The sequence below is a fragment of the Kibdelosporangium banguiense genome (assembly GCF_017876405.1).
GTDB classification, from domain to species: domain Bacteria; phylum Actinomycetota; class Actinomycetes; order Mycobacteriales; family Pseudonocardiaceae; genus Kibdelosporangium; species Kibdelosporangium banguiense.
In genome coordinates this window covers 8,086,608-8,099,621 of the sequence record NZ_JAGINW010000001.1, presented here as the reverse complement: position 1 = coordinate 8,099,621, position 13,014 = coordinate 8,086,608, and the positions used below count along the sequence as shown (strand labels likewise).

Here is a 13,014-nt window from a genome sequence, read left to right as displayed (position 1 = left end):
CAGTGGTTTCACCCTACTGACCTAGGTCATGAGTACTGCGTCATGGCGGTGTAGGCATTGTCGAGCTGCGGAACGACCAGATCCCACAGTTGAGGATTCTGAGTGACAAGCCACTGCTGGAGCAATGTCATGCCATTCCTGAGGTAGTCCACGGCCAGTTGGGGGCCTGGATAGGGGGCCGGCAGGAATGCATTCCGGGCTCGGTCGAAGAATCCCCCACGTGCCGCCGGCAGCGCTCGTCCGCCGAGCATCCGCGCCGCGGTGGTGAAGGCGTTCATGGCAGTGTTGTGCCACTGAGCGGCCTGCCCGGGATCACTCGTGACCGCGGCTGCACCGAGGTAGTAGAAGCCCTCGTGAATCCGGGACATGGCCATACTGGCGGGACCCGCCGGAAGCACCGCGTTCAGATTGAGTTCGATGGCGAACGGGCAGGGACAGGGAGGAAAAGGCGGAGGATCCGGCCAGCCGGGAGGCAGCGTCCGCTCGGCCAGGGGGATCGGGCGGCAGTCCCAGACAATGCGGGGCGGCCCGGCAAATTGTTCGACATAAGGCAGGCAAAATGGGAACGAGTCGGGCGAATTCGGCCGTGGCGTGGCGTCGGCCGCGGCCGGCAGCGTCATCACCCCAACCAACGCGACGACCATGGCAAGCAGGATTCTTCGCATGGTGATCCTTTCTCACTGACCTGGTTCACCTGAAGCAATATGTGCCAGAATTGGAGCCACTTCATACCGATATTGACACGCGCGCGACAGGGCAGGTAAGAGCCCAACAGCCCAGCCGTTCATGGGAGAAGTTACCCATACGCATTACCACTGCATGGACTACCCAGGAATTCGCCAACCACCGGACCCGTGAAACGTCCTGCCCAGGGGCCGGCCGGCCATTGCGGCCGGAATCGTACCGGTCGTCTGCTGCACCGCGGTGCCGGTCGGCAGGCCGTACGCGGTCAGCAGGGCGACCGGTCGGCCAGGTGTTCGCCAGTACGGCTAGCCTCGACACCGAGAGCGACGGCTCATCAGGTCTCGGTGCACGGGGGATGTCACGTGGGTGGGGTATTCATCAACTACCGCACCGGGGACGGCGAGTTCGCGGCGACGTTGATCACCAGGGTGCTGGTGGCCCGGTTCGGGGCCGAGCATGTGTTTCTCGCGAGCAGGTCCATTCGCCCTGGTGAGGACTTCGCGCAGAAGATTCTGGAGCGGCTGCGGCAGTCCGATGTGCTGCTCGCGGTGATCGGGTCGCGGTGGCATTCGGTCACTGATCGGCAGCGCCGCCGTGAGGTCGATGCCCCGGACGACTGGGTGCACCGGGAGATTGTCGAGGCCTTCCGGCACGGCCTGCGGGTAATTCCGGTGTTCCTGGATCACACCGTCGGCCTTTCCGAGCCTGAACTGCCGCCCGACCTGGCGCCGCTGGCGCGTTGTCAGTTCCTCCGGCTGAGCCATCGTAATGACACGCGTGACCTTGCCCGTCTGGTCGACGAGCTGGGTGACCTTGTCCCTGGCCTGGTGCTCAACCGGGTTTTCGCCACGGCCACGCCGCCGAGTGTGAACCTGGAGCCCAGTGCGTGGCTGCGTCCCGAGTACCAGTTGGTGCCCTTCGACGGGCGGGAGACCGAACTCGCCGAGCTGAAGGCACGGCTGGGCGCGCCGAAACCGGTGTCGGCGCATGTGGTCACCGGGCCTGCCGGGCAGGGGAAGACACGGCTGGCCCAGCAGTTGTGCCAGGACATGACCGCGCACGGCTGGGTCGCCGGCGCGGTGCACGACAACGCCGCCATCGCCGACCTGATCAACCTGAGCCGGACCGAAAGCCCGCTCCTGGTGGTCATCGACCACGCCGAGACCCGCTTCGAGCAGGTCCAGGCCATGGCCGCCGCGTTGATGGAGCGCTCCCCCACGTTCCCGCCCGCACGCCTCCTGCTGCTCAGCCGGGACACCGGCGAGTGGTTGCGGCGGTTGCGCACCCACACCGACGATCGCGTTAGCACCTTGTTCCGGACGATCGACGAACGTCCCCTCGCACCGCTGGCCTCGACAGTCTCCGCACGCCGGGCCGAGTTCCTGCGCGCGACCGCCGCGTACACCGACTACCTGCAGGTGCCCGCCACCGACCACACTCCGCCGTCCGATTTGGACAACCAGCGTTACGTGTCCATCCGCGCCATTCACGCCACCGCGCTCGTGTCGGTGCTCACCGCGAACGGGACCAAGCCGGACCCGGAACTGCATCGGGCCGCGCGGCCTGAGTCCCCGTATCGCGGCCTGCGGCCTTTCCAGGAGCAGGACGCGAGGTTCTTCCGGGGCCGTGACCCGCAGATCCGGCAACTCGCCGCGCTGGTCGAGCAGCATCCCCTGGTGCTGGTCACCGGGGCGTCCGGGAACGGGAAGTCGTCGCTCGTCCAGGCTGGGCTCTTCCCCCTGCTACGCCAGCGCGACATCGCGTTGGCGACGTTGCGGCCGGCCGCCGGTGTCGAGCCACGCGAACTCCTGGGGCGGGCGCTGGCGCCGGTTCTGGGATTCGAGCCGGCCACCCGGGACATCGCCTCGCTGGCCGACGCGATCGTCGAGAAGGCCGGGCACCTGGTTCTGTTCGTGGACCAGTTCGAACAACTCGTCGCGGCCGAGAAGGACGCGGCACGGCAACTGCTCGACCTCGTGGCCGCCCTGCTGCGGGCGGCACCGCCTCGACCTGCGACGACACCGGCGCTACGGGCCGTGTTCACGGCGCGCTCAGAGGATCTCGACGGCTTGCTCGCCGCTGAGTTCGCCCCGGCGCCGCAGACTCTGCCGCTGCCGAGAATGGGGCCCGCGGAGCTGCGGGAAGCGATCACCGGACCGGCCGATCTGCCCCTGGTGACCTTCGAACCGGGTCTCGTCGACCGGATCATCGCCGACACGACGGACGCTCCCAGCCAGTTGCCGATCGTGGAGTTCGCGCTGACGCGGCTGTGGGAGTCGCATCAAGGCGGCACGCTGACCCACCGCACATACGACGAGCAGGGTGGAGTGGCCGGGCCGCTGGCCTCCTATGCCCAAGAGGTCTACGACCGAAACCTGCTGCCGGACGAGCAAAAACTCGCCGAACGGTTGCTCGTGCAGCTGGCCAGGCCCGGCGACGACGGGACGTTCACGCTGGCCCCGGCCCGGCTCGACCGCCTCGATCCCGAGTCCCGCACCCTGGCGCAGACACTCGCCGAACACCACCTGGTAGTCCTGCGGCACGATCCCGGGCAGGCCGAAGTCGTCGCACTGGCCCATGAGGACCTTGTCCAGCAATGGCCGAGGTTGCGGGAATGGCTGATCGCTGCCCGGGACTTCCGGTCGTGGCAGGAACAACTCAGGATCGCGCTCGGGCAGTGGCGGCAGGCCAACCGGGATCACGGCACCTTGCTGCGTGGTGCACCCCTTGCCACGGCACAGGACTGGCTCGCCAAGGATCCGTCTGGTTTCACCGACGACGAACGCGCGTACATCACCGCCAGCCGCACGCATGAGCGCCGGGGATCACGCCGACTGAGGATGATCACCGCGTTGATCGGAGTGCTCGCCCTGGTCGGGGCCGTGTCCGCCGTGGTGGCCATCAACCGCAACAACGAACTCACCGACCAGTTGCGACAGACCGCAGCGGTCGCCCTGGGACAGGAGTCGTTGCGGCGCAGCGACACCAATCCGTTGGCAGCACTGCAGTTCGCCCAGGCGGCCTGGCGCCACGACTCGAACCGGCCGGAGGCGTACGCGGCACTGTTGCAGCAGTACCTCAAGTACGCGGCAGTCGACGAGGTCCGTTCAGGCCTGTGGTCGGCAACCGTGAACGGGCTCGCCACCTCCGAGGACGGCCAGGTAACCGCGGTCGCGGAAGAGGACGGCAAGATCACCGTGTGGACCGGCCTGTTCGGGACCGCACCGCAAAGCTGGTTCGTGACCACCATGCCCGGCCAGCGGGGAATCCTGGTGAGCCCGGACGGCCGTTGGCTCGCGGTCATCGACGAACGCGGCACTATCTCGCTCTGGGACATCAGCCGGCGCAGCGGTCCGGTCCCGCTGCGGTCCCCCGAAGGCCCGGCCGACACCAAGCAACCGACCAGCCTTTCCAGCGCGGCTTTTTCCCCGGACAGCCAACTGTTCGTGGTGACGTTGCGGCGAACAGGACCGGCGACGTCGAACTCCGTCGAAGTATGGGATATCACGCAGCGCCAACCGGCAACGGACGGCTTCACCGCAGACGCACCTGTCGAAGCTGTTTCCGTCCAACGAATCGAGCCGGACGGCAAGAGCGCGTGGTTCAGCGAACAGCGCCTGGATGGGACACGGCACAACGTCCTGCGTGACTTGGACACGGGTGCCACTCTGCGGGACACCACAGTGGATTTCATCACGCCGCGTGGCGTGGCCGCCGACTGCGAGAACAATCGACTGTCCATCGTGGACCCCGCCACCGGCGCGGTTCGCTTCAGCCGGTACACGCCCGGCTGCCCGGCAACCGCCCAAGGTCTGACGGACTTGAGCGGCAGATACGCCGTGGTCGACGACGGGTCGGCCCCAGCGTCCTTCCGGCAGCTCGTGCTGATCGACCTGGCCACCGGCGACACGTATTCGCTCCAGTGCCCGCCCAAGCCCTACCGGCAGCCGGAGAACGACCTCACGAAGTACAACACGGAACCGATCATGGTGGTGCCGGGCAAGTCAGGGCCGCCCACGGTCTTCATGTTCGGCACCGACGGCACACTGTTCCGCTTGCATGCGACCGGCCCCGTTGACGACTTCACCCAATCCGTTCCTTCGACGGATCCCGGTTTCACGGCGTTGAGCCCGGACGGACATCTGCTGGTGACGTTGACCGACCAGGGACTGCTCGCAACAGACCTCACCACCCGACGGCGACGGGCCGGCGGGCCGGGGACGACGGCAGGCAAACTCCGGCTGGCCAAGAACCCTCGGCTGGCCTTCACCGACGACGGCAAACGGCTGCTGGCGCTCGGCGAAACCGGCGAACTCGTGGTGCTTTCAGCCGCCGATTTCGCCACGGAACGCCGGATCACCCCGCCCAAGGACATGGTCGTCGACCCTGCCGCCATCGGAAAGAGCCCGAACGCTTCCATTGTTCCCACCCGTGAAGACGAGGTCGCCTTGGTGATCAGCGCCAGGGTCGCCACGTGGCGAGTCAGCACAGGCGAGCAGATGACCAACGTGCTCGACCTGCGTAACGGAGAGAATGCCAAGACGTACGACTTCTCCCAGCGTGCCGTCGCGATCCCGGTGCCCGGACAGTCCGGCTTCATGGTCGTCACGTCGACGGACGGCGTCGAGTTGTGGGACGTCACCATGGCTACGCTCGCGCGATCCATGCAACCCCGGCCGGGAAGCCAGGCTGCCGCGGTGATCTCCGAAACGGCCCCCATCCGGGTCGCACTGCACTACAAGAACGACGGGCAACTCGAGTTGTGGACTCCAGAAGTCGACAGCCCGAGACCGCCGCCGAGGCCGATGCCGGGTGAACTGTCACTTGTGGCGTTCTCCGCCGACGGCAAGCTGATCGCCGATGCGGGCAGCGGCACTGTGCAGGTCTGGGATCCCGAAACCGGCATCGCCGTTGCCAGCGTCCGCGTTCCCGGGCCGACAAGCGCCTGGGCGATACGCGACAACGTCCTGGTCGCCGCCACCGCGAACAGGCCGGTCGCGATCGACATGACGCCACAGCATTGGATCGACCAGCTGTGCCGCATCAACAATCGCGACTACACGCCCGAAGAGCGCGAACTTCTACCGGCCGGGGCCGATCCCGCTCGACCTTGCTCATAACGGCTGGCAGACGATACCGGCACACCCTTTCGGGTTTCCTTTCGCGGTGTTCCCCACGTCGATCGTCACGACTCCAGGGGGAGCGATCATGCCATATTCAGCGTTGTTCTCCGCATGGTTGTTCGACACCTCGACATGACTACCCGCAACGAGATCCTCGATCCGAAGACCATCGCGCCCGTATTCCGGATACTCTGGATCAAGGCCGTTGGAAATGAACTTGTTGTCCGAGATCTTCAGGGGTCCGACCGGGGCGTTCGGAACATCCTGAACCACCCGCATACCATGCCCCCTGCTGCCGGTGAAGCTGTTTCCAATCACCTCACCCTTGATCGAGCCCCAGCCATCATCGAGACTCAATCCCTGCGTTTCCGCGCCAGCGAACTCATTGTAAGAAACAACGAACTCCCCACGCACTATCATAGTGGGATTCTTTTCCATCTTGTTTCTGGTGACGACGTTTCTGTCGCCGTCCACGTTGATAAGACCCTTCACCAGGTTGTTGCTCACCGAGGTCTCGTTGCAGCCGCCCCCGAAATACTCGACGAGGACCACGACACTCGATTCGATGCTCATCACGGAACTGGCACCCGGGTTAAAACTACACATGAGATATCTCACTCGAATGTCGGTTTCCGCCTGGAAGGCACACGTACTGTGGGCGCAATAGGACGACCCCTGGGCGTCATCTCCCACGATACTCGACCCGGTAAATACGACCGACGACTCTCGCTCGAAGTAGAAAGGACTGAAACCGTTCAGTGTGACGCTGCGCATCCGGACATTGCGGGCCTTTTCGGCGAGGACCCCGAAAAATTCTTTGTCACGCGGCGCAGGCGACCCGGACACGGTCACATTTGCGAGAGTGACATCCGAAACGTCAATCATTTCGACACCCGTCCGGAACTGGGTGACCGTGCCATTGCGAATGGTGACGTTCCTGATGGTCTCCGCGAGGACGATCCCCTTCCGCGGCGCCTGAGGGTTGTCAGTGGCGATCTTGTGGCCGCCGAGGTCGAGTACGACGTCGCCGGCGGCGATCTTCAGGCCGACGTCGCCGGTGCAGTTGAGGTCCTTGGTCAGGACGGTGTCAGCCCTGATGACGTCTCCACAGCGCACTTCGGGCGTCTCGGGCGTCACGGTGAACTGTTTGGACTGCTGAACTGTCGCGCTACCGGAGGTCACGGTGTGGGTCGCGGTGTACGTGCCCGGCTTGGTGAAAACGTGCTGGAGCACCGCCTCGTTCGAGGTGGCTTCGGTGCCTGCTTCCCCGGTCACTGTCCACGCCGAGCCCTGCAGCCGCCCACCGGCCAGTTCGGCGCTGAACCGTACCTGCTCACCAACGCGAGGAGTCTCGGGCTCGACGTTGATCCGGACAATAGTCGGCGGCGAGTCCGGGGAGTCGACCACGACCTGGGCCGTCGCGTTGACGGCCTGCCCTTCACGCGATCGCGCCGCGACAGCGACCGAGTACGTCCCAGCGCGGTCGTACTTGTGCCGCGGCACGAAGCCGGTCGCCCCAGTGCCGTCGCCGAATGTCCACTGTGCACTACTGAGGCGCCGCGCACCTTTGGCCGTCACCATGAACCCGAACTCCTCGCCGACAAGTCCCCGGTTGCGCGGGCTGATCGCGATGGATACCTCTGGGGCAGGCTGGGTGACAGGTCGTGGGCCGGTGGGCGGTGGTGCCGCGACTTGCGAGGCTGAGCCGGGCCCGGTGGAAACCGCGGCCGAGGGTGGCGTCTGAGTCGGTTGTCCTGGCCGGTACTTGGTGATCGGCCGGATCCGGCCGTCGAGGTCGATGACACCGGCCTGCTCGCCGCGGGGGTCGTTGTAGAAGACCACACCGTCCCGGACGAGCAGCTCGAATCGCACGGAACGGTCGAAAAGCCGGCGTTCGGCCACCACTCGCCCCGCGGCGAGGTCGACGATCCAGATCCGGCCGGTCGCGTAGTCGGGCACCACCGCGTGGCCATTCGCTTCGACCGGCTCGCCAAGATCCGCCGGACCTTGGCTCAACTCGACCGGAGCGGCACACGCGTTGTTGCCGGATGAGCAGCTCACGAACTGTCCGCGGGCGCCGACCGCGACCAGCAGCCTGCGTTCGTCCGCGGACCCGCTCACCGCCACAGTGTCGTCAGGCTGGAGTTGTATCGCGGCCGACTGCTGGACCAGACCGGTTTTCGGGTCCAGGAACTCCACTGCGCCGCGCGCCGAGTCCAGCAGAGCAGGCCCGCCCGCGGTCTGGGTCAGCTTGCTCCTGCCGGGGGTGTGCGCCTGGGGCCGTGCCTGGCGGGTCCCGTCGGAGAACCAGACCAGTTCGCCGGACTGCTGGTCGAGCGCCCAGAGGTGACCGTCGGCGTCCATCACGGCCCCGTCCACCGACGCCCCGGCGGTCAGCTGGTGTGGATCTCCCCGGGATTCCAGTGTCTCCGGGTCTGCCTTCATGAGCAGTCCGCGCGCTGTGTCCAGGATGTAGAGCGCGTGCGGCGTCGGGAACACGCTGAGCTGAGCACCGGCTCCCGCGGCCGGTGCCAACGGGCGGGAGAGCCCGAGCGTCGCGCCGTCAACACGGATGACAGACCCCGCCGCGCGGTTGAGGACGTATCCAGCTGCCCCTTGCTGCGTGGCGTACAGGTCAGTGCCTGGCTGGCCGACCTGGACCTGGGCGGCCACCTCTCCCGAGGCGCCGTCCAGCAGGGTCAGCTGCCCGACCTCGTCGGACGCGACCCATGCAGTGCCCGGGTGTAACCGGACCTGTGGGGCGCGGTCGCCCGCGTGATCCCAGCCGACGACAATTCCCGTGGCCACCGTGGCGACTGCGACGACCCCCGCCACCACACGCCGCCCCTGCCATATCGGGCCGGCCCAACGCGCCACGTGACCACTGATACTGATCATCTCGGTGACTCCCCCGGTTGTCTGGCCTGCCGCCACCCGGCGATGACCGGCCGCGGATCGAGCCTCGCCCGGAGCCGTCGCACGGAGAAGCGTCCCGGGTACAGCTGCCGCCGCAGTTGCGACTCAAGCTGCCACGCCCGGTACACGTCATCGTCGTCCGGCTCGTCGCGCGCGTACACCGCCATCGTGGCCAATGGCACCATTTCCACCAACGGGTTCGCGGCATTACCCAGCGTACCCGTAGCGTGTACCGCGATCTCACTGGCGGTAAGCGACCCCGATGTCGGAATGCCCCGTTCGATCAGCCGGTCTGCGGCTTCCTGCCATGCCCCCATCACACGTGCGGCGTTGCCACGCGCACGGCGGCGGCGCCGTCGTCTGCGTGCCTTCAATCCCAAGATCGTCAACATCAGGAGGACGAGGAGAGCCATGGGACCGGCAGCCACGAACGCTGCCTCCAACAGCCCTTCTCGCTGGTTGTTTCCCGGCCGTGGAGCCGTCGGCGGCGGCCGCACGTCCGCAGGCGGCTGGGCCACTGGAGCTTCCGCGGGTCGCGGAGCGGTTGTCGGCCGGTCCGATGATCCGGAGCCGCCCTGCGACATGTCGGTGGGCTCGAACGCGACCCAGCCGTAGTCGTCGAAGTGCACCTCTGCCCAGGCGTGTGCGTCATGGGTGGTCACGACGTAGGAGTCGCCCGACCTTTCGCCGAGCCTGTACCCGACGGCGACCCTTGCCGGGAAACCCGCACTTCGGGCAAGTACCGCGAATGCCGACGCGTTCTGCTCGGCGTTTCCGACGCTGGTCCGGGTCAGCAGCCTGACCAGGGCGGCATAGGAGTGTCCGGAAAGCCCCTCGAGCCCGTATGGCAGGCCACGCAAGTGCTCCTCGATCGCCAACAGCTTGCCGTACGGCGTCGGTTCGGTGGCTGTGAGCTGCTGTGCCAGCGCCCGCAACAGCGGCGGCATGTCTCCCGGCAATTCGGTGTTGCCGCGGTATTCCGGTGTGGTGGTCGGTGTCGCCCGGAACAGCCCGTCGTCGCGGTCGGTTACTTCCCCGGCAACGTCGTATGTGACTCCGCGCAATGACCGCAGGGTGCTGACGAGCACGCCGGAAGTCGTGCTGAAGCCGACAGGGTTCTCGTCGCTCTGTGCGATGTCGAGCCGATCGGGCCAGCCGATCGCAGGCAGGAACGGTCCGCTGAGGTCCTCGATTTCGACGCGTGCGGACACCGTCCGGGATTTGGTCATCGCGGGATCCGCCGCGAGCTGACGGCCTGCGATCAGGAATTGGTCCGTCGACGCCCATGACACGCCATCGAACTGGTTCAACGCGGCGACTCTGATCCGGTCCAGCCGCTCCTGGCCGTCCACGCGCACGGTGAACAACCGGCGGGGCGGTTCCTCCCGCAGCTGCCCCTTGAGCGTGGCCAGTGGGGTGAGCGTGTCGATGATCCGCACCGGCGGAGGCCTGAGCGTGCGTGGGTCGAACCGCTGCTCACCCGAGGCCAACGGCGATACCTGACCATAGAGAACGGCAGGCACCGCGATCACGACCACGGCAGGCACGCCGAAAACCAGCCTGCTGGTCATTGTTCTCTGGTCGCGCTCCGACCAGGCCCCGACGCGGATGGTCCGCAGCAACATCAGCGAAAGCCCGGCCGCCAGGAAGAGGATCGTGGCTGTGAGGTGGATACCGGGCTGTTTTCCGAGGTACAGCAACGCAAGGGCGAACGCCACCAGGGCGGGTGCGATCGGTGCGAGCACACTTCGGGTCCGCAAAGCGAGTGTGGCCGCCGTGAACGCCGCGATCCAGGTGATGAGCACCGGGGTGATCAGCAGATCTGCCTGGGTGTCCGCGGGCGGTGCCACCAGGAGCATGCGTACCCATCCGTCGAGCACGCCCCGCGCCAGCTGCGACGCGGTGTTCCAGGTGGGCAGGCCAAAGTAGAGGGTGCTGCGGAACACGCCGTAGACGGCCACGACTGCGAAGCCGGCGACCGCCAACAGCAGGGTCAGCGACATCCGCCACCGCCGCAGCCCGGTCACCGCAGCGACCAGGGCACCGACCAGTGCGGCGACGCAAACCGCTGGCAGATAGCCGAGGGACGCGAAGAACCGGCCGTACAGCAGCCCGGTCGCGATCGTCGCGACCGCGCACATGGCCACCTCGGCGAGCCGGAACAGCGTGTCCCGGTTCATGGCCGGCCCAGCTGATTCCATCTGGCTTCGAACTCCGCACTGGTGCCTGCGCCGATCGTCACCACACCAGGCAAGGCACCCACATCGGCTTGTCCGATGTGGACCAGGGTGACTGCGGGAAACTGCATTCTCAGCACCGCGAGCTCCATCAGTTGATCATGATCGGCCTGGCCGGTCACGACACTCAGGGCCACCCGCTCCCCGGTGGACACGACTTCACGAAGCACGTCGTTGAGCGACGGCAGGCCGCGATCTACTGCCGAGCACTGCACGCCGGACAACAGATCCAGGGCCGCGGCTTCCCCGTCCGCGACTTCCAGGTCAGCGGTGGTGCCGCAGGCGACGGGGTAACCCACTCTTTCGGCTGCCACGCACAACGACGCGGCAACTCGCACTGCCTCCTCGAACGAGGAGCCACTGTACGGCTTCGCACTGGTGTCGAGGATGACCAGATGACGCGGCTCGTTGGGAACCACGTTGTGCCTGACCATGAGTTCCCCGGTACGCGCCGTGGACCTCCAGTGGATCCGCCGCCAGTCGTCACCGGGCTGGTAGGCACGCAGGCTGTGGAAAGCCACGCCGTCGTGCGATGAGTTGGCCGAGGTCGGCCCTTCCACGTCACGCGGACCGCCCAACGGCAGCGGGTCGATGTGATGCACCCGCGGGTACACCGACAACACCGACTCACGCCCACCGGTCCGTCCACTATGGAACAACCGGAGCGGATCGGCGTGATCGAGCGTGACCGGCGGGATCACGTACCGGCCACGACGGAAAGCCGGCAACGTGTACACCGTTTCGAAGTTCTCGCTGACGGCCAGGCTGGGCAATGGCACCGTGACACGAGAATCGTCGACTGTCTCCACAGCCACCGAAGGAGTACTGCGGCGACGCCCGATGTTTGTCACGGTCAGCATGGCGTGGACGACAGCACCTTCCTCCACCCGTACAGGATCGATCTCCCGCACCACCGACAACCGAGGACGCACAAGCAGCCACGTCAACGCGACCAGCAGCGCCATCACACAGGCGAAACCGAGGATGACGAACTCCGGTGAGTCGGCCCACGCACCTGCCAGCAGCAGGATCACGGCCGACCCGGCCACCGTCACGCCCGTTCTGGTGATCACTTCTGTTCCGGCAGACGAGGAACCGGGACTCCGTCCAGGATCTCGGCCACAATCGCCTCCGGCGCCCGCTTGCGGAGCCTGGCCTCCGAGGTCAGCAGCAGCCGATGGTTCAGCACCGGCACCGCGACGGCTTTGACGTCGTCGGCCGTGACGAACTCCCGGCCCTCCGTCAACGCCCACGCCTGCGCGGCGGTGGCCAACGCGATGGTGCCACGCGGGCTGACGCCCAGGTGCACGTCCGGATGCTTGCGGGTCGCCCTGGTGATCATGGCGACATAGGTCCGGACCTTCTCCGAGACGTGCAGATCCCGCAGCGCGAGGATCATCGCGCGCAGCTCGTCGAGCTGCACGACCGGCTTGAGCTCCTCCGGCCGTCGCCGGGCGAGCCCGTCGGTCACGATCGCGACCTCGTCGGCCAGTTCCTCGGGGTAGCCGATGGAGATCCGCATCAGGAAGCGGTCCAGCTGGGCCTCCGGCAGCGGATACGTACCGTGCTGCTCGATCGGGTTCTGCGTCGCTATGCAGAGGAACGGGTGCGGCACCGCGTAGGGAACGCCGTCCACCGTCACCTGGTGCTCGGCCATCACCTCCAGCAATGCGGACTGGGTCTTCGGCGAGGCCCGGTTGATCTCGTCGCCCAGCAGGATGTTGGCGAACACCGGGCCCTGGCGGAACTCGAAACCGCCGCTTGCCTGGTCGTAGATCTGCACACCGGTCACATCGGACGGCAGCAGGTCGGGCGTGAACTGGATGCGCCTGACCGCCGCGTCGGCGACCGACCGCGCGATCACCTTGGCCAGGGACGTCTTCGCCACCCCGGGGACGTCCTCGATCAGCAGGTGCCCCTCGGCGAGCAGGCACACCAGTGCCAGCCGGACGACCTCAGACTTCCCCCGGATGAACTCCTCGATATTTCCCGTCAACTGAAGAAAGCGTCGGTGAAACGTCGCCGTATCGGGCAATTTGCGCCACTCCAGACCT

At 66.6% G+C, this 13,014-nt stretch carries 6 protein-coding genes; 1 reads left to right on the top strand and 5 read right to left on the bottom strand.

The features are described 5' to 3' along the window. Positions 1–26: 26 nt before the first annotated feature. Entirely contained in the window at positions 27–644 is a 618-nt protein-coding gene (locus JOF56_RS36995; protein WP_209644074.1) for a hypothetical protein, read from the bottom strand. Positions 645–1,046: 402 nt separating this feature from the next. Between JOF56_RS36995 and JOF56_RS36990 the strand changes: the two genes are divergently transcribed. After that, complete coding sequence (locus JOF56_RS36990) at positions 1,047–5,804, top strand: nSTAND1 domain-containing NTPase (RefSeq protein ID WP_209644073.1); 4,758 nt, start codon at positions 1,047–1,049, stop codon at positions 5,802–5,804. Here JOF56_RS36990 and JOF56_RS36985 read toward each other — a convergent pair. Genes JOF56_RS36985 through JOF56_RS36970 form a run of 4 tightly spaced genes read right to left on the bottom strand, consistent with a single transcriptional unit; the run spans position 5,799 to position 12,956 of the window. Next, positions 5,799–8,705, bottom strand: a complete 2,907-nt coding sequence (locus JOF56_RS36985; RefSeq protein WP_209644072.1) for a PKD domain-containing protein — start codon at positions 8,703–8,705, stop codon at positions 5,799–5,801. The genes JOF56_RS36990 and JOF56_RS36985 overlap by 6 nt on opposite strands. Continuing rightward, positions 8,702–10,903 carry a transglutaminase TgpA family protein gene (locus JOF56_RS36980; RefSeq protein WP_209644071.1) on the bottom strand — a complete coding sequence of 734 codons (2,202 nt, stop codon included), beginning with the start codon at positions 10,901–10,903 and terminating at the stop codon, positions 8,702–8,704. Before JOF56_RS36980 ends, JOF56_RS36985 begins: the two co-directional genes overlap by 4 nt. Continuing rightward, on the bottom strand, positions 10,900–12,033 hold the full coding sequence (locus JOF56_RS36975) for a DUF58 domain-containing protein (protein WP_209644070.1): 1,134 nt from the start codon (positions 12,031–12,033) through the stop codon (positions 10,900–10,902). Before JOF56_RS36975 ends, JOF56_RS36980 begins: the two co-directional genes overlap by 4 nt. Then, complete coding sequence (locus JOF56_RS36970; RefSeq protein ID WP_245378528.1) at positions 12,030–12,956, bottom strand: AAA family ATPase; 927 nt, start codon at positions 12,954–12,956, stop codon at positions 12,030–12,032. The genes JOF56_RS36975 and JOF56_RS36970 overlap by 4 nt, the downstream gene beginning before the upstream one ends. Between the last annotated feature and the right edge of the window lie 58 nt (positions 12,957–13,014).